This is a genomic window from Hominenteromicrobium mulieris (genome assembly GCF_046197855.1).
GTDB classification, from domain to species: Bacteria; Bacillota; Clostridia; order Oscillospirales; family Acutalibacteraceae; genus Hominenteromicrobium; species Hominenteromicrobium mulieris.
In genome coordinates this window covers 798,082-814,385 of record NZ_CP173188.1, presented here as the reverse complement: position 1 = coordinate 814,385, position 16,304 = coordinate 798,082, and the positions used below count along the sequence as shown (strand labels likewise).

Annotated in this window: 17 protein-coding genes; 12 read left to right on the top strand and 5 right to left on the bottom strand. The window is 54.6% G+C overall.

Translation table 11 applies throughout. The annotated features are described in order from the left end of the window. Positions 1-4 precede the first annotated feature (4 nt). From ACI0CA_RS03850 to ACI0CA_RS03840, 3 genes are all read left to right on the top strand, one after another. Positions 5-1,180 carry a M20 family metallopeptidase gene (locus ACI0CA_RS03850; RefSeq protein ID WP_308449993.1) on the top strand — a complete coding sequence of 392 codons (1,176 nt, stop codon included), beginning with the start codon at positions 5-7 and terminating at the stop codon, positions 1,178-1,180. 109 nt (positions 1,181-1,289) lie between these two features. Beyond that, positions 1,290-1,577, top strand: a complete 288-nt coding sequence (locus ACI0CA_RS03845) for an imidazolonepropionase (protein ID WP_395507467.1) — start codon at positions 1,290-1,292, stop codon at positions 1,575-1,577. After that, positions 1,574-2,425 (top strand): IS3 family transposase, encoded by an 852-nt coding sequence (locus tag ACI0CA_RS03840; RefSeq protein WP_395507468.1) that lies wholly within the window; start codon positions 1,574-1,576, stop codon positions 2,423-2,425. The genes ACI0CA_RS03845 and ACI0CA_RS03840 overlap by 4 nt, the downstream gene beginning before the upstream one ends. 213 nt (positions 2,426-2,638) lie before the next feature. Here the strand turns inward: ACI0CA_RS03840 and ACI0CA_RS03835 are convergent, their stop codons facing one another. Beyond that, complete coding sequence (locus ACI0CA_RS03835; RefSeq protein WP_412330596.1) at positions 2,639-3,979, bottom strand: MATE family efflux transporter; 1,341 nt, start codon at positions 3,977-3,979, stop codon at positions 2,639-2,641. 161 nt (positions 3,980-4,140) lie between these two features. Further along, on the bottom strand, positions 4,141-4,557 hold the full coding sequence (locus ACI0CA_RS03830; protein ID WP_176821146.1) for a hypothetical protein: 417 nt from the start codon (positions 4,555-4,557) through the stop codon (positions 4,141-4,143). A 382-nt stretch (positions 4,558-4,939) separates the two neighbouring features. On the opposite strand from ACI0CA_RS03830, the gene ACI0CA_RS03825 reads away from it, so the two are divergent. Genes ACI0CA_RS03825 through ACI0CA_RS03785 form a run of 9 tightly spaced genes read left to right on the top strand, consistent with a single transcriptional unit; the run spans position 4,940 to position 13,594 of the window. Then, on the top strand, positions 4,940-5,251 hold the full coding sequence (locus tag ACI0CA_RS03825; protein WP_316518096.1) for a hypothetical protein: 312 nt from the start codon (positions 4,940-4,942) through the stop codon (positions 5,249-5,251). A gap of 33 nt (positions 5,252-5,284) precedes the next feature. Further along, positions 5,285-7,300, top strand: coding sequence for a V-type ATP synthase subunit I (locus tag ACI0CA_RS03820; RefSeq protein WP_412330595.1), 2,016 nt, complete (start codon positions 5,285-5,287; stop codon positions 7,298-7,300). A 1-nt stretch (position 7,301) separates the two neighbouring features. Beyond that, positions 7,302-7,799, top strand: coding sequence for a V-type ATP synthase subunit K (locus ACI0CA_RS03815; protein ID WP_446806538.1), 498 nt, complete (start codon positions 7,302-7,304; stop codon positions 7,797-7,799). 46 nt (positions 7,800-7,845) lie between these two features. Beyond that, the gene (locus ACI0CA_RS03810; RefSeq protein ID WP_176821142.1) at positions 7,846-8,436 is read left to right on the top strand and encodes a V-type ATP synthase subunit E; all 591 of its coding nucleotides are present in this window, start codon (positions 7,846-7,848) and stop codon (positions 8,434-8,436) included. Positions 8,437-8,464: 28 nt separating this feature from the next. Next, the gene (locus tag ACI0CA_RS03805) at positions 8,465-9,427 is read left to right on the top strand and encodes a V-type ATPase subunit (RefSeq protein WP_176821141.1); all 963 of its coding nucleotides are present in this window, start codon (positions 8,465-8,467) and stop codon (positions 9,425-9,427) included. Positions 9,428-9,444: 17 nt separating this feature from the next. Continuing rightward, complete coding sequence (locus ACI0CA_RS03800) at positions 9,445-9,768, top strand: V-type ATP synthase subunit F (RefSeq protein ID WP_176821140.1); 324 nt, start codon at positions 9,445-9,447, stop codon at positions 9,766-9,768. A gap of 20 nt (positions 9,769-9,788) precedes the next feature. Beyond that, positions 9,789-11,561 (top strand): V-type ATP synthase subunit A, encoded by a 1,773-nt coding sequence (locus ACI0CA_RS03795; RefSeq protein WP_176821139.1) that lies wholly within the window; start codon positions 9,789-9,791, stop codon positions 11,559-11,561. After that, on the top strand, positions 11,561-12,934 hold the full coding sequence (locus ACI0CA_RS03790; RefSeq protein WP_176821138.1) for a V-type ATP synthase subunit B: 1,374 nt from the start codon (positions 11,561-11,563) through the stop codon (positions 12,932-12,934). The genes ACI0CA_RS03795 and ACI0CA_RS03790 overlap by 1 nt, the downstream gene beginning before the upstream one ends. A 6-nt stretch (positions 12,935-12,940) precedes the next feature. Continuing rightward, entirely contained in the window at positions 12,941-13,594 is a 654-nt protein-coding gene (locus tag ACI0CA_RS03785) for a V-type ATP synthase subunit D (RefSeq protein ID WP_176821137.1), read from the top strand. Positions 13,595-13,668: 74 nt separating this feature from the next. Here ACI0CA_RS03785 and ACI0CA_RS03780 read toward each other — a convergent pair whose 3' ends face one another. The 3 genes from ACI0CA_RS03780 to ACI0CA_RS03770 all read right to left on the bottom strand — a co-directional run bounded on the left by ACI0CA_RS03780 (position 13,669) and on the right by ACI0CA_RS03770 (position 15,842). After that, positions 13,669-14,445 (bottom strand): sulfite exporter TauE/SafE family protein, encoded by a 777-nt coding sequence (locus ACI0CA_RS03780; RefSeq protein ID WP_417113331.1) that lies wholly within the window; start codon positions 14,443-14,445, stop codon positions 13,669-13,671. Position 14,446: 1 nt separating this feature from the next. After that, positions 14,447-14,887, bottom strand: coding sequence for a MarR family winged helix-turn-helix transcriptional regulator (locus ACI0CA_RS03775; RefSeq protein ID WP_343284769.1), 441 nt, complete (start codon positions 14,885-14,887; stop codon positions 14,447-14,449). 175 nt (positions 14,888-15,062) lie between these two features. Continuing rightward, positions 15,063-15,842 (bottom strand): M23 family metallopeptidase, encoded by a 780-nt coding sequence (locus ACI0CA_RS03770; protein ID WP_316518083.1) that lies wholly within the window; start codon positions 15,840-15,842, stop codon positions 15,063-15,065. Positions 15,843-16,304 lie beyond the last annotated feature (462 nt).

Genomic DNA, 16,304 nt, shown 5'->3' with positions numbered 1-16,304 from the left:
GACTATGGACTTTTGGAAACGGGCACAGGAACTGAAAGACGAGATCACCCAAAACCGCAGACATATTCATCAGAGCGCCGAGGTGGGGTTGAACCTACCGAACACAAAGGCGTTTGTGATGGAAAAGCTGCGCGAATACGGCCTAAAGCCGACAGAATGCGGACATGGCGTGACAGCGACACTCGGCAAGCCCGGTAAAACGCTTTTGCTGCGCGCCGACATGGACGCGCTGCCGATGCCAGAGGAGAGCGGCGAGCCGTTTGCCTGCCCCACCGGCGAAACGGCTCATGCCTGCGGACACGATATGCACACGGCGATGCTGCTGACGGCGGCGAAAATGCTGAAAGAAAACGAAGACGCGCTTTGCGGCACGGTGAAATTGATGTTCCAGCCCGCGGAGGAGACATTCGAAGGCGCGCACGATATGCTGGAAAACGGATTGCTTGAAAACCCGCCGGTCGATGCGGCGCTCGCGTACCACGTGGCGGCAGGCAAATCGCCCGTAGGCTTTGTGATGTATAACGACTCGGGCGTGATGATGGCATCCGTAGACGGATTTGAGATTACGGTTCACGGGCACGGCTCGCACGGTGCAAACCCGAACCTTGCCATTGACCCCATCAACGTAGGCGTGCACATTCATCTCGCCTTGCAGGAGCTCATCGCGCGCGAAAGCGACCCGACAAAGACGTGCGTTTTGACAATCGGGCAGTTTATGGCCGGAACCGCTGCGAACATCATCCCGGACACGGCCGTGCTGCGCGGCACCATTCGCACGAACGACAAAAAGGCCCGCGCACTGCTTGTACGCCGCATGCGCGAGACGGCGGAGCGCACGGCTGCCGTGTATAACGCGACAGTGGAGATCAGGACGCTTTCCGAAGTGTGCCCGCTCGTGTGCGACAAATCGGTGACGGACGACATGCTGCGCTACATGGGCGCGCTGAACATTCCGAACTTTACGCCGTACGGCGGCATTTCGGCGACAGGCTCCGAGGACTTTGCCCTTGTGGCCGAACGTGTGCCGAGCGCAATGATGTACCTTGGCGCGGGCTACATGGACGAGCGCGGACAGTACACCGCGCACAACCCGAAGGTCGTCTTCAACGAGGGCGTCCTCCCCATCGGCGCGGCGTGCATGGCGCATTGCGCGGTGGAGTGGCTTAAAGAGAACGCGTAATAACAGGAAGCTAAAAATCCCGTTCACTTTTGAACAGAACCAGTAAAACAGGACAATAGACAAAATCCCCCCTGATGTAGGATAATAAGTACATCAGGGGGGATTCATTATGAGCAAACGAAGATACACCAATATGCAGGTTCTACTACCGACCATAGAAAAGATGTTAGAATCAGGGAAGAACCACAGGGAAATCGAAGCGGAACTTGGCTTGGAGGGAGACCGTCCGGTTCACAATCTGCTGAAGCGGCAACGCAAAAAAGCCGCCAAGGGTGCGCCGAAGTTTCGTGGCAGGAAGCCTGCAAAGACGCTGCAGGAATATAAGTATGAGAATAAGCGGCTCAAGATGGAAGTGAAATTACTGCAGGATTTTCTGCAGTCCACAGAAAGGAAGTGAGGCCAAAGGCAAAGTACGCCGTCATTCACCGTCACCGGGGAGAATACCCAATATCTGTTATGTGCAAATTCTTCGGGGTATCCAGAAGTGGTTACTACTGCTTTAAAAAGCGTCTGGGAGAGACGGATCGCGATGCTGTTGTGGCAAAGGAAATCGAGGAATGTCAGCGCAGGACAGATAAGACCTATGGCTATCGACGTGTATGGAAGTGGTTAAAAGGCAGAAATATTCAAAGAGATCCGAAGACTGTGCTCAGAATCATGAAAAAATATGGATTATTGTCTGAGGTTCGCCGACGCCGCCAATGGGTAAATCTTGGTCAGCAGGTACACAAATACGAAAATCTGTTGAACAGACAGTTCCGGGCGGTCAGGCCAAACGAGAAATGGGTCACGGACATTTCTTACATCCACACAAAAGAAGGCATTTTATATCTGTCCATGATCCGAGATCTGTATGACAACAGTATTGTGGCCTACAAGACTGCAAGTCGGCAGACTGTGAATCTTGTTCTGGACACGATTCGTCTGGCAATGAAGAAAGAGAAAGTCGCTGCGGAGTTGCAGCTCCACAGCGACCAAGGCTTTCAATACACATCGCAAGCATACTTCAAGCTAACACAATCTTACGGCATAACGCCGTCCATGTCAAGGAAAGGAAATCCTTATGACAATGCCATGGCAGAAAATTTCTTCTCCATTCTGAAAACAGAGTGCATCTACCGCCACAAGCCAAAGACGTTCCAAGAAGCAAACGAACTGATCGACAGGTATATTTACTTCTATAACCACGAACGCATCCAAACAAAAACGGGAGTGGCACCGCTGTCGCTGCGCCACTCCGCTTAAAACTCAATATCCTACATGGGGGCTTTTAGTGCTGTCCGCATAATCTGGTGCGGTTCAATTTCGGTGAACGGGATTTTTAGCTTGTCGAAAACAGCTGCTTTGGAATTCAATCGATAATGGCTTTGACGAGCCGGGACCAATGCTCCGGGTAGCAGGCTAAAAGCTCTTCGTGCTGCATATTTTGTTCGTGCAGGACGGTTTTGGTTTTGTTTATTAAATACCCTCGCCGCGTTTTGCACGGTGGATGACGTGGTAATACATGGGAATGAGGAAGCTATCGGCTAAGATCCATGCGATCGGGCCGGAGAAGCAGGCGGCGTTGAAGCCGAACAGCGGCACGAGGAACAGACCCACGCCGCCGCGGGCGATCATCTCGAACACGCCGGCAAAGAGCGCGAGGCGGCTGTACCCCATGCCCTGAATGGTAAGGCGCAGCACATTGACAAATGTCAGCGGGATCATAAAAAGGCCACTGCACACAAGATACCAATAGGCAGAGTTGATAATGGCGGTCTCACCGGCATCGACAAACAGAAGAAGCATCCATTTGCCGAGGAACACGATGATGAGCAGTGCCAGAACGGAATAGATGATGCCGACGATGTTGCAGGCTTTGACGCCCTGCCCAATACGGTCAATTTTACGCGCACCGATGTTCTGCCCGCTGTATGTAGACATGGTAACGCCCATGGCATCATAAGCGCAGGCGAAGAACATATAGAGCCTGCTGCCCGCTGTGATGCTGGCGACGACCGTAGAGCCGAGGGAGTTAACGGATGCCTGTAAAATAACGCTGCCAATAGCCGTGATAGACGTCTGCAATGCCATGGGCAGACCCATGCTTAAAAGGCGCTTGATGCACGGCACGTTGATTTTGAAATCCTCGCGGGTCATTTTGAGGACTTCATAATGCTTGCTCACATAGAGGAGACATACAACGCCGCCGATGAGTTGTGAAGCGACCGTTGCGACCGCCGCGCCTGCGACGCCCATGGGGATGAAAACAACGAGGACGATATCGAGCACAATATTGATGATGGACGCGATGACGAGGATGACAACCGGCGTGCGGCTGTCGCCGATAGCGCGCTGGATGCCGGCAAGCATATTATAGAGGAACGTTGCGGGGATACCGGCAAAAATGACAACAAGGTACGCGTAAGCGTCGTCGATGATATCCGCCGGCGTGCCCATGAGCTCTAAGATATTGCGGCAGAAAATGACCGTGAGCACCGTTAAGACGAAGCCGAAACCGACGCACAGCCATACGGCGTTGCCGATGAAGCGGCGAAGCTCTTTATAATCCCTGCTGCCGAAGCGCTGCGCCACCGGGATGGCAAAGCCGCTGCAAAGACCAAGGCAGAAGCCGATGATGAGGAACGTGATGGAGCCGGTGGAGCCAACGGCTGCAAGCGGCCCCGTGCCAAGCACACGCCCGACGATCATGGTATCGACCATGGAATAGAACTGCTGGAACAAATTGCCGAAAAGCAGCGGGATGGAGAACCCGAGGATAAGCTTCATGGGCGAACCGCTCGTCATTTCTTTTGTCATACTGAAAATTTCACACCTTTACGGGAAAAATAACATTCAAAGATTTCTCATACAGTTTACCACCGCAAGCGGGGTTTGTATATCCCGTAAAAACAGAAAAAAGGACAGCATGCGCCATCCTTTTTTTATGAAAAATTATAAAGGCTGTTTTATCAAAGAAATTACATCTTTGCAATCTTGTCTGCCCACTCGAGAACCTTCTTGGTGTCTGCGTCGGTCGGCATGCCCTTCTTAAAGAGGCCGCCCTTGACAGCGATGCCCAGAGGCTCACCGTAGGTCTCGACGCCGTTCTTCTTCATCGTATCGATGATGGAAGAAAGACCGTCCGTGTTACCGTTGCTGTTCAGAACATAAAATGCGACACCCTTTGCTCTGGTGGGGTTGAGATCCTTGCAGAAGTGATCGACTGCGCCCGGGAGCTTGCCGTTCATTTCAACGCCGATAAAAACGACCTTCTCGCCCTCGCACGGGTATGCCGGGGGGATCTGGTCACATACGCACTGCATAACTCTGCCGATTTCGGATGCGATCGGCTGTACGTTGCCGCTCTTGGAAAAGTGAAGGGACTTTGCTTTCATTTTGACTGCCTCCTGTAAGTTCGCGGGCCGCACCGGCCCGTTATCCATATTAAGTGATTATTTCTATTATAACACGGATTCAAAAAAAATCATAAACAGAATGTGAATTTTTGTAAGAAACTTGTAAGAGAACGTGCGGGTTACACAAAGAAAAAGATCCATTTATGGACGGAATGTTAAAAGGCAGACGAATTCGTCAAAACGTCTATTTTATTATCGATATGAAAGCACTTTTTCGAGAAAACTCCTGTAAAATCTCTTGTAAAATTCCGCAAATAATATTATAATGGAAGCGTATTATGTTATGACCTACGGCGCAAAAAGCAGGTCTTTACCCCTTTTGCCGCCGCTCTTTGAAAATAATGAAGCAGGAGGTGATTTTTTGGCAAAAGAAGCTCTGGACGCCGTAAAGGATGCGGAGCAGAAGGCCGCCGGCATTCTGGACACGGCCGCTGCACGCTGCGCCGCCATTCGGCAGGACGCCGCACAAAAGGCGGACAAGCTGAAGACGGAGCGCATGCAGAAAGCAAAAGCGGACCTTGCAGCCGCGAAACAAAGCGCAGAGACGGCCGCTGCGGCCGAACAACGCACAGCGCAGCAGGAAACTGCCGCACTGGCGGAGGATATCCGCAAAAAAGCGCAGCAAAACAGCGCGAACGTAATCCGCGCTATCCGCGAGGCCATCACCGGCTGACGCGGCGCCAACACGAAAGGAGGGGATCCCCCTATGGCGGTAATGCCTATGAAGCGCATCAGCATTTATGCACTCAAGAACCGTCGTAAACAGATCCTGGAACTGATCCAGCGGCGCGGCGTCGTGGAAATCGATGACCGCAAAGCGGATGAAACGGTTTTTGCCAAGATGGATACCGTCCCGGCAAAATCAAGATTTGAAAACAATGCAGCCGCGCTGCAATCGGCGTTAGACGCGCTCGATAAACTGGAGCCGCCCGAAAAAAGCCTCTTCGCGTCTCTGAACGGACGCGACGCGATACCGCTTTCCAAATATCAGGAAACGGCTGACGGTGCGGGCGAGCTTTTAAAAATTGCCTCGCGCATCAACACGCTGTGGAAAAAGTGTGCGGACAACCGCGCGGAAATTCTCCGCTTGCAGACACAAATCCGTGCGCTGGAGCCGTGGATGAAGCTGGATATTTCCATGCGCACCATCAGCACGCCGACAACCTCCGTGTTCACGGGGTCGTTCCCGGTGGAATACACGGAAGAAACGCTGCGGGCGAAAATCGCCGAAGGCGCGCCGGACGTGGACGGTGTGGTCGTAGAGATTTTGAGCGCTTCCCCGCAGCAGACATGCGCGTTTTTGATGTGCCACATCTCGCAGGGATTAAAGCTTGAAACCTACCTGCGTTCCATCGGGTTTACGTATCCGGCGGAGCCGAGCAAGGTACCGCCCGCAGAGCGCGTGGACATCCTGAACGGACGCATTGCGGCGCTGCAAAAAGAGATCGATGAAAACGAAGCGGAAATTCGCACACATAAAAACCGACGCGAAGACCTGCTTTACACCATCGATTACTTTACGATGCGCACCGAGAAATACGATGTTTTGGGCCGCTTATGGCAGAGCCCGCACGTGTTTCTCATTACGGGATACATTCCGGCAGAGAACGCCGAGGCGCTTAAGGCGGAGCTCACGACCACGCAGGAAGCCTACGTGGAGCTGTGCGACCCGAGTGACGCGGACGATGTGCCCGTGAAGCTCAAAAACAACAAGTTTGCTGCCCCGGTCGAGGGCGTACTGGAAAGCTACAGCATGCCGGGCAAGCATGAAATCGACCCAAGCGGCATCATGGCGGTCTTCTATTACTTTCTCTTCGGCATGATGCTTTCCGATGCGGGCTACGGACTTGTGATGGTCCTTGGCTGCGGCATCATCTTACACAAGTTCAAAAACATGGAAGAAGGTCTGCGCAAGACGCTGACGATGTTCCTCTATTGCGGTATTTCCACGATATTCTGGGGCATTTTATTCGGCAGCTTCTTCGGTGACGCGATCACCGTTATCGCAAAGACATTCTTCAACACCGATATCGTGATACCACCCTTGTGGTTCACGCCGGTCGATGAACCGATGCGGCTGTTGCTGTTCTCGTTCCTCGTCGGCATCATCCACCTGTTCGCCGGCCTCGGCGCACAGTTCTACCAGCTTGCAAAACAGGGCAAGTGGCTGGACGCGATCTATGACGTTGTGTTCTGGTATCTGCTCGTCGGCGGCGCGATTATTTATCTGCTTTCCATGCAGATGTTCGCCGACATGGTGGCGCTTTCCTTTACGCTGCCGGCATCGGTGGGCACCGCGGGCATTATTGCGGCAGGCATCGGCGCGGTAGGCATTGTGCTCACTTCGGGCCGCAGCTCCAAGAGCATCGGCAAGCGCTTCTTAAAAGGTCTTTACGGGCTGTACGGTGTTTCGAGCTATTTAAGCGATATTCTCTCTTACTCGAGACTTTTGGCTCTCGGCCTTGCAACCGGCGTTATCGCTTCGGTCTTCAATCAGATGGGCGCCATGCCCGGCAACAACCCGCTCGGCGTGATTATCTTTATTTTCGCCTTTGTAGTGGGACACACGCTGAATATCGGCATCAATGTGCTCGGCGCGTATGTGCACACGAACCGCTTACAGTTTGTTGAGTTCTTCGGCAAATTCTTTGAGGGCGGCGGACGCAAATTCGCACCGTTCACCACCAAAACCAAATATTTCAAAATTACGGAGGAAAAATAACATGGATAAGTTCGATATCAACTCTCTCGGCATTGTTCTCGCGCTTGTCGGCGCAGTTCTGGCAGCACTTCTCGGCGGCATCGGTTCCGCCATCGGCGTAGGCATGACCGGTCAGGCAGCCGCAGGCGTCGTTTCAGAAAATCCCCCGCTGTTCGGTAAAGTCCTTATTCTTCAGCTTCTGCCGGGCACGCAGGGCATCTACGGCCTGCTCATCGCCTTCCTCACGCTGACGAACATCGGTGTTCTGGGCGGCAACGCAGACATCTCTTTTGCAAAGGGCCTTCTCTATCTTGCAGCCTGCATGCCAATGGCCGTGATCGGTCTCATCTCCGCAAAGCAGCAGGCAAAGGCAGCCGTTTCTTCCATCGCACTCGTTGCAAAGCGCCCGGATCAGTTCGGTAAAGCCATGATCTTCCCGGCCATGGTTGAGACTTATGCGGTTCTGGCTCTGCTCGTTTCCCTGCTGGCTGTTGCAAACATCGGCGGCATTGCCATCTGATGATCCACTCCCAAAAATCCAAAAAAGAAAGGAAGAGGATCGATCCATGGCAACAGGACTGGACAGAATTATAGAACAGATCCTTGCGGATGCCGAAGCGAAAGCGGCGGAACAGGTTGCCGCTGCGGAAGAAGAAGCAAAAAAGACGCTTGCGGACGCTGCCGCCGAGGCAGAGCAGAAAGCAAATGTCCTGCTTGCGGACAGTGAAAAGGTCGGCGCGGACATTAAAGCCCGTGCGGCTTCGACCGCGGAATTCACACGCCGCCGCACCGTACTTGCCGCAAAGCAGAACGCCATTCGCGATGTAATCGCGGCGGCACAGAAAGAGCTGCACGATCTGCCGGATGACGAATACTTCAGCGTGCTTTTAAAGCTTGCGCAGAAAAACGCGCTGCCGGGCGATGCTGAAATGCAGTTAAACGAAAAAGACCTTGCGCGCATGCCGCAGGATTTTTCGGCGCAGCTGAAAATGGCTGTGCCCGGGACGAACATCACCGTATCGAACACGCCGTGCAATATCCCAGACGGTTTCCTGCTCGTTTACGGCGGCATCGACGTGAACTGCACGTTCGCTTCGCTGTTTGAGGCCGCCGGAGACACATTGCAGGACCTTGCGGGCGGCATGCTCTTTCGCTGAGCCGCCGGCAGAAAAGGTGGTTTAACGAATGGAACAGGAATACATCTATGCTGTGGCGCGCATTAAAGCGCGGGAGCTTTCGCTTTTGACGCAGCAGGATCTGGACAGGCTGATGGCGTGCAAAACGCCGGCAGAGTGCTTCCGTGCACTGGCCGATAAGGGCTGGGGCGCTGGCGGCGAAACCTCTGCCGAGGCAATTTTTGCCGCCGAGGAGGAGAAAACGTGGGCACTCATGCACGAGCTGCTGCCCGACCTCACGCCGTTCAGCGTACTGCTGTATCCCATAGACTTCAACAATATGAAAGCGGCGGTGAAGTGCACCGTCACAAACGCGGAGCCGCACAACGTGTTTATGTCCGGCGGCACCGTGGAGCCGGAAAAAATGCAGCAGGCGGTCAGAGAAAACGACTTCTCCCTTCTGCCGGACTTTATGGCGGAAGCCGCAAAGAAGGCGACGGACGCGCTGCTTACCACGCGCGACGGTCAGCGATGCGACATCATTTTAGACCGCGCATGCCTCACAGCGATCCACAAGACCGGTAAAGAGAGCAAAAACGCGCTGATTACGGCGTTTTCCGAGTTTAAGGTGGCGGCGGCGGACATTAAAATCGCGGCACGCGCTTTGCACACCGGCAAAAGCCGTGCGTTTTTGGAAGAAAGCCTCGCCCCGTGCGATACGCTGGATTTGGAAGAGCTCATTGACGCGGCGTCGAAAGACACGGACACGTTTTACGCGTACCTTTCCCGTACGGACTATGCCGACGGCGTAAAGGCGCTGAAGGACGGCTTCTCCGCGTTTGAAAAATGGTGTGACGACCGCCAGACGGCGCTTGTAAAAGAAATCAGCCGCCAGGATTACTTTACGGTGGCGCCGCTGCTCGGGTATGTTACGGCGCGCCAAAACGAGATTTCTACCGTGCGCATTATTATTTCCGGCAAGCAGAACAACCTGCCGGATGAGCGCATCCGTGCACGTTTGAGAGATCTGTAAAGAAAGAGGGAAACGAAATGTACAGAGCAGCAGTCATCGGAGACCGCGACAGCATTTACGGCTTTGCCGCGCTCGGTCTGGAGGTCTTTCCCGTGACGGATTCGGAGATGGGCTCCAAAACGCTGCGCCGCTTAGCGGAGGGCGAATACGCCGTGATCTACATTACGGAAGCGCTTGCCGCCGAGCTGGAGCACGAGCTAGACCACTTCCGCCTGCAGCCGCTGCCCGCCATCATCCCGATTCCCGGCGTTACGGGCAACACGGGCATGGGCATTAAAATGGTTAAAAAATCCGTGGAGCAGGCAGTCGGCTCCGATATTATCTTTAACGACAACGATTAACGAAACGGGTGACTAAGCACATGAGCCAAGGCACAATCAAAAAAGTAGCCGGTCCGCTCGTAGTTGCAGGCGGTATGCGCGACGCGAACATGTTCGACGTTGTGCGCGTCAGCGACCAGCGACTGATCGGCGAGATCATAGAAATTCACGGAGACGAGGCCTCCATTCAGGTTTACGAGGAGACCTCCGGTCTCGGGCCGGGTGCGCCTGTGGAATCCACCGGCGAGCCGATGAGCGTTGAACTCGGGCCGGGCCTTATCAGCTCCATTTACGACGGTATTCAGCGCCCGCTGACCGCCATTATGGAAATGACGGGCAACAACTTAAAGCGCGGCGTGGAGGTTCCCTCCTTAAAGCGCGATGTAAAATGGAGCTTTACGCCCCTTAAACAGGTGGGCGACGAAGTAGAAGGCGGCGACATTCTCGGCACCGTACAGGAGACCGAGATCGTGCTGCACAAGATTATGGTACCGGCAGGCGTGCGCGGCACAATCCGCTCCATTTCCGCCGGTGAATACACCGTAACGGACACCGTGGCGGTCATTGACACGCCGAACGGCAGCAGTGTGAACGTATCGCTGATGCAGAAGTGGCCTGTCCGCCGCGGCAGACCGTACCAGAAAAAGCTTTCGCCGGATATGCCGCTCATCACCGGCCAGCGCGTTATCGATACGCTGTTCCCGATTGCAAAGGGCGGCGTAGCGGCCGTACCGGGTCCGTTCGGCAGCGGCAAGACCGTTGTGCAGCATCAGCTTGCAAAGTGGGCGGAAGCCGACATCGTTGTGTACATCGGCTGCGGCGAACGCGGCAACGAAATGACCGACGTTTTAAACGAGTTCCCGGAGCTCGTTGACCCGAAAACCGGGTATTCGCTGATGAAGCGCACCGTGCTCATCGCAAACACGTCCGATATGCCGGTTGCGGCGCGTGAGGCGTCCATTTACACCGGCATCACCATCGCGGAGTATTTCCGTGACATGGGCTATTCCGTAGCCCTCATGGCAGACTCCACCTCCCGCTGGGCGGAGGCACTGCGTGAAATGTCCGGCCGTCTGGAAGAGATGCCGGGCGAAGAAGGCTACCCGGCGTACCTCGGCAGCCGTCTGGCACAGTTCTACGAGCGTGCCGGCCGCGTCATTACGCTCGGCAGCGACAGCCGCGAGGGTGCGCTTTCCGTTATCGGTGCCGTTTCCCCTCCGGGCGGCGATATTTCGGAGCCGGTCTCACAGGCGACGCTGCGTATCGTCAAGGTCTTCTGGGGTCTTGATGCAAACCTTGCGTATAAGCGCCACTTCCCCGCCGTGAACTGGCTAACCTCCTACTCCCTTTATGTGGACACGATGGCGAACTGGTTCAACACGAACGTGGCGGAGGACTGGATGGATCTGCGTGCGCGTTTGATGCGCATTTTGCAGGACGAAGCAGAGCTTGAGGAAATTGTAAAGCTTGTCGGTATGGATGCGCTTTCCGCGCCTGACCGCTTGAAGCTGGAGGCTGCACGCTCCATTCGTGAAGACTTCCTGCACCAGAACGCATTCCATGAGACGGACACGTACACAAGCCTTGAAAAGCAGCACGACATGATGCTGCTGGTCGTTCACTTCTACGACCAGTGCGTTGCGGCGCTCGACAAGGGCGCGAAGGTCGACGACCTCATCGCGCTGCCTGTTCGCGAAAAAATAGGCCGCTTTAAATACACGGCGAACGACCGGGTCTCCGCGGAATACGATGCAATCTGCGCAGAGCTCTCTCAGCAGATTGACAAAGCCATTGAAAACAAGGAGGACTTCTGATGCCAAAGGAATACAGAACCATACAGGAGGTCGCAGGTCCTCTGATGCTCGTAAAGGGCGTTGAAAACGTAACGTATGACGAGCTGGCGGAAATTGAACTTGCAAACGGTGAAAAGCGCCGCTGCAAGGTGCTGGAAATTAACGAGGGCAACGCGCTGGTGCAGCTTTTTGAAAGCTCCACCGGCATCAACCTTTCGAACAGCCGCGTGCGCTTCCTCGGCAGAACGATGGAATTAGGCGTAAGCGAAGACATGCTGGGTCGTATTTTCGACGGCCTCGGCCGCCCCATTGACGACGGCCCGGAGATTTTGCCCGACCGCCGCGACGACATCAACGGTCTGCCGATGAACCCGGCGGCCCGCAACTACCCGCAGGAATTCATCCAGACCGGTGTTTCGGCCATCGACGGTCTGAACACGCTGGTGCGCGGCCAGAAGCTGCCGATCTTCTCCGCTTCCGGTCTGCCCCATGCCCAGCTTGCCGCACAAATCGCACGTCAGGCTAAGGTGCGCGGCACGAACGACCCGTTCGTCGTTGTGTTTGCGGCTATGGGTATCACGTTCGAGGAATCAAACTTCTTCATCGAAAGCTTCCGCGAGACGGGCGCCATCGACCGCACGGTCATGTTTGTAAACCTTGCAAACGACCCGGCCATTGAGCGTATCGCAACACCCCGCATGGCGCTGACTGCTGCGGAATACCTCGCTTTTGAAAAGAACTACCATGTTCTCGTTATCATGACGGATATTACGAACTACGCGGACGCGCTGCGTGAGGTCTCCGCCGCACGTAAGGAAGTGCCGGGCCGTCGCGGCTACCCGGGCTACATGTACACGGACTTAGCGTCCCTGTACGAGCGCGCAGGCCGCCAGAACGGCAAGACGGGTTCCATCACACTGATCCCGATTTTAACCATGCCGGAAGACGACAAGACCCACCCGATCCCGGACCTTACGGGCTACATCACCGAGGGGCAGATCATTCTGAGCCGTGAGCTGTACCGCAAGAATATTGCGCCGCCGATCGACGTTCTGCCGTCGCTGTCCCGTTTGAAGGATAAGGGCATCGGCGAGGGCAAGACCCGTGCCGACCACGCGAGCACCATGAACCAGCTGTTTGCCGCCTACGCACGCGGTAAAGAAGCAAAGGAGCTCATGGTCATCCTCGGCGAAGCCGCGCTGACGGAGATCGATAAGCTGTACGCGAAGTTTGCGGACGCCTTTGAAAACGAGTATGTTTCGCAGGGCTACAACACGAACCGCGACATTGAAGATACGCTGGAGCTCGGTTGGAAGCTGCTTTCCATCCTGCCCAGAAGCGAACTGAAGCGAATCGACGACAAGTACCTCGATCAGTATTACGGAAAGGTGTGATGCGCGGTGGCAGGCACCCAGGTAAACCCCACCAGAATGGAGCTGACGCGGCTGAAAAAAAAGCTCGTCACCGCCGTGCGCGGGCACAAGCTTCTGAAGGATAAGCGCGACGAGCTGATGCGCCAGTTTCTCGATAAGGTGCGCGAAAACAAAGCGCTGCGCGAAGAAGTGGAGACGGCGCTCGTCTCCGCTAACCAGAACTTCATGCTGGCGCGCGCCGGTATGCCGGACGAAATGCTGAACACCGCGCTGCTTGCGCCGAAGCAGGAACTGACGATCTCCGCCGGTACGCAGAACGTAATGAGCGTGGAGATTCCGGATTTTGACTTTAAGACGCGTACACCGGACCAGAACGACATGTACTCCTACGGCTTCGCTTTTACGACCGGCGACCTTGACGACGCGATCCTTTCGCTTTCCGAGGTCTTCCCCAAAATGCTGAAGCTGGCGGAAGTGGAAAAATCCTGCCAGTTGATGGCGGCGGAGATTGAAAAGACACGCCGTCGCGTCAACGCGCTGGAGCACGTCATGATCCCGGAGCTGCAGACGAACATCAAGTACATCACGATGAAGCTTGACGAAAACGAGCGCTCCACCCAGATCCGCCTGATGAAGGTGAAAGACATGATGCTGAAAGAAGCGCATCATTATGAGTATTAAAGCTTAAACAGACGAGACCCCCGAAGTGCCAAAGTGTGCTTCGGAGGTCTCGTTTTTATGGAGGAGATTATTTATTAAAACACATAATTCACAAGCAAGATCACGATGCCGGTGAGGATCATGACTATGCCGACGACGCGGTTCAGGATGACGGCACTGGCGCGGTTTGCGATGGCGGCGGCAATCTTCGCCCAAAGGAGCGTGAAAACGACGCAGAGAACGAGGCATGTGACATCCGGCATGCCGCCGATGGCGAAGTGGCTGATGCCACCGGTCAGCGCAGTGAACGCCATGATGAACACACTGGTGCCAACCGCCATGTGCATCTCATAGCCGAGAAACGACGTCAAAACGAACAGCAGCATCATGCCGCCGCCCGCGCCGACGAAGCCACAGATAAACCCGACGAGGACACCGCCGACGATGGATTTGATGAGGCGTTCCTTCGGCGTGGCCGCAGCCATTTGCTCTTTGGTCGTTTTGACCGGCTTTAGGAGGAAACGCAAGCCGATGAAGATCATGGCGATCTGCATGGTGCCGCTCATGGCGCGCTCCGGCAGGAGACTTGCGACAAAACTGCCGACTAATGTCATAACAAGCACGCCGATGAGCAGCGGCAGGCTGTTTTTGACGTCAAGATTTTTATGCTTCTTATATGTCCACGCGCTTGTGGCGCTGGCCAAGACATCGCTTGCAAGGCCGATGCCGACCGCCTGATACGCCGGGACGCCGAGAAACGTCATAAGCATTGGCCCGATGACCGCGGCGGCGCTCATGCCCGCAAAGCCTGTGCCGATGCCTGCGCCCGCGCCCGCCAAAAAGCAGACGAGGATTTTGGCTAAAAGCTCCATATCAGTTCATCCTTTCCGTTTCCGCTAAGCCTTCTGCGGCGTTTTCGCACATTTTGTCAAACAACACTTTGTACTGCTCGGTTTCTCTCGGTGTGAAGCCCTTAAAAAGCTGCTTACCGAACACCTCCTGCGCCGCTTTTCCCGCCGCGATGACGGCTTCTGCGCTTTTCGTGATGCGTAAATGTTGACTTTTGCGGTTGCCCGCAGCGTAATGCGCTTCAATCCACCCGCGCGCTTCAAGTTCCTTTAACGCCGTTGAAACGTGCGATTTTGTGAGGTGGCGCGTTTTGACTAAATCGCCCGCCGTATCAAACTGCGGGTTATTGTGCAGGAACATTAAAATATTGAATTGCATCTGCGTCAGGTCGTATGCATCACGCACCGGCTTTGTGCACGCTTCGTAAAACGCCGTAAGAGATTTTTGCCGCTCCCAAAAGATCATATACTCACTTACTTTCGTTCTATTTTGAACTATATTATAGAACGAGAAACCAGAAAAATCAAGGAACAAATTGTAAACAGCAAAATATTTTTGAGCAGCAAAAAGCAGCCCCGGTGCATTTTTACACCGAGGCTACGCGCCCCTAAAACGATGCCGGGGGCAGTTTGGCTCAATTTTAACCGAAGACAGATTCCGGGTCTACTGGCTCGCCGTTTCTGGTGACTTCGATATGCAGGTGGGAATCGAGCGCGGACTCAAACGGCGCGGCGGTCACGCTGCCGATGTCCTGCCCGGCCGTGACAACGTCGCCCTCATGCACGAGGAACGTTTCACCGAGTCCGCAATAGCGCACTTCGTAATCGCCGTGCTCTATCACAATCATATTCCCGCGCAGCATGTCCGTATGCGTCTCTTTTACGATTCCGTTTGCGCAGGCGTGCACGGTTTCGCCGTGCGCCGCGGTGTAATCCGTGCCCGCGTGTACGCGGTAGTCGCGCATCGTTTCGGAGTATACCGGCGTATCGGAAAACTCCGTCATGACCTCCCCCGGCACCGGTCGGGTGAGCGTTTCGCTGACCGTATACGTCGGCTCGGCAGCGGTCTCTTCGACGGGCGTTTCTTCTGCAGGAGCGTTCACTTCCTGCGGCTCCGCTTCTGTGCTTGCGGAGACCTCCGGCACAGTGCCCTGCGCGTGGCCCGCAGAAACAGCGCTCTCCGGGTCATCGTCTACGGGGACGGATGTTTCAGGCGTGGGGCGCGGTGTGGATGCGGCGGAAGACGCACTGCTCTCGCTCCCTGTGGGCTCCAAGAACCCGGAAACGGTATCGTATGTGCTCCACGCCGCAATGCCGATGGCCGTCAGACACACGGCAAGCGCAAGGTAAAACCCGCGCCGCTCCGTACTCTTTTTGCGCTCCGCTTCGGTTTTTTCCTGCTTTTTAAAGTGCATAGCCATATTTCTCTCTCCTGTTTTTAGCGTCATTGGGTTTCTTTACCCGTAGTATGGGCGGGTTTGAGAAAAATATGCAACTATACTTCAGTCCGCGGATTTCGGCAGACGGAAACTTTCAGTTTCAATGCTGTGCAAAATCGGCACTTCTCCGCGCTGAAAATACCATTATACAAAAGGAAGAAGGACCGATGCGGCTCGGTCCTTCTTCCTTTTAGCTTGAGGGGTATATTGAGGAGGGTAGAACATGTATCCAAGAAAGGTGCGGTTCCTTTTCTTCTGAATACGCTTATATTATACCGCGGTTTCAAAAAGAGTTGTTAAATAGCCATGAATAAACGTTAAAGATTTTGGAACGCATTTATGAACGCTTTTTTCGAGAAAATCCGCAGAAAAAGCAAACAATCGTTTGCATTTTTCGAAAATATATGATACAATGGTTTTAATTAAAGAACTGCCCATTTCTAC

Bases quoted from the DNA above. Each gene is read 5' to 3' on its own strand.
- ACI0CA_RS03820 (WP_412330595.1), top strand. From the start codon at position 5,285: ATGGCGGTAATGCCTATGAAGCGCATCAGCATTTATGCACTCAAGAAC.
- ACI0CA_RS03795 (WP_176821139.1), top strand. From the start codon at position 9,789: ATGAGCCAAGGCACAATCAAAAAAGTAGCCGGTCCGCTCGTAGTTGCA.
- ACI0CA_RS03780 (WP_417113331.1), bottom strand. From the start codon at position 14,445: ATGGAGCTTTTAGCCAAAATCCTCGTCTGCTTTTTGGCGGGCGCGGGC.
- ACI0CA_RS03770 (WP_316518083.1), bottom strand. From the start codon at position 15,842: ATGGCTATGCACTTTAAAAAGCAGGAAAAAACCGAAGCGGAGCGCAAA.
- ACI0CA_RS03830 (WP_176821146.1), bottom strand. From the start codon at position 4,557: ATGAAAGCAAAGTCCCTTCACTTTTCCAAGAGCGGCAACGTACAGCCG.
- ACI0CA_RS03805 (WP_176821141.1), top strand. From the start codon at position 8,465: ATGGAACAGGAATACATCTATGCTGTGGCGCGCATTAAAGCGCGGGAG.
- ACI0CA_RS03850 (WP_308449993.1), top strand. From the start codon at position 5: ATGGACTTTTGGAAACGGGCACAGGAACTGAAAGACGAGATCACCCAA.
- ACI0CA_RS03810 (WP_176821142.1), top strand. From the start codon at position 7,846: ATGGCAACAGGACTGGACAGAATTATAGAACAGATCCTTGCGGATGCC.
- ACI0CA_RS03815 (WP_446806538.1), top strand. From the start codon at position 7,302: ATGGATAAGTTCGATATCAACTCTCTCGGCATTGTTCTCGCGCTTGTC.
- ACI0CA_RS03775 (WP_343284769.1), bottom strand. From the start codon at position 14,887: ATGATCTTTTGGGAGCGGCAAAAATCTCTTACGGCGTTTTACGAAGCG.
- ACI0CA_RS03790 (WP_176821138.1), top strand. From the start codon at position 11,561: ATGCCAAAGGAATACAGAACCATACAGGAGGTCGCAGGTCCTCTGATG.
- ACI0CA_RS03800 (WP_176821140.1), top strand. From the start codon at position 9,445: ATGTACAGAGCAGCAGTCATCGGAGACCGCGACAGCATTTACGGCTTT.
- ACI0CA_RS03845 (WP_395507467.1), top strand. From the start codon at position 1,290: ATGAGCAAACGAAGATACACCAATATGCAGGTTCTACTACCGACCATA.
- ACI0CA_RS03835 (WP_412330596.1), bottom strand. From the start codon at position 3,979: ATGACAAAAGAAATGACGAGCGGTTCGCCCATGAAGCTTATCCTCGGG.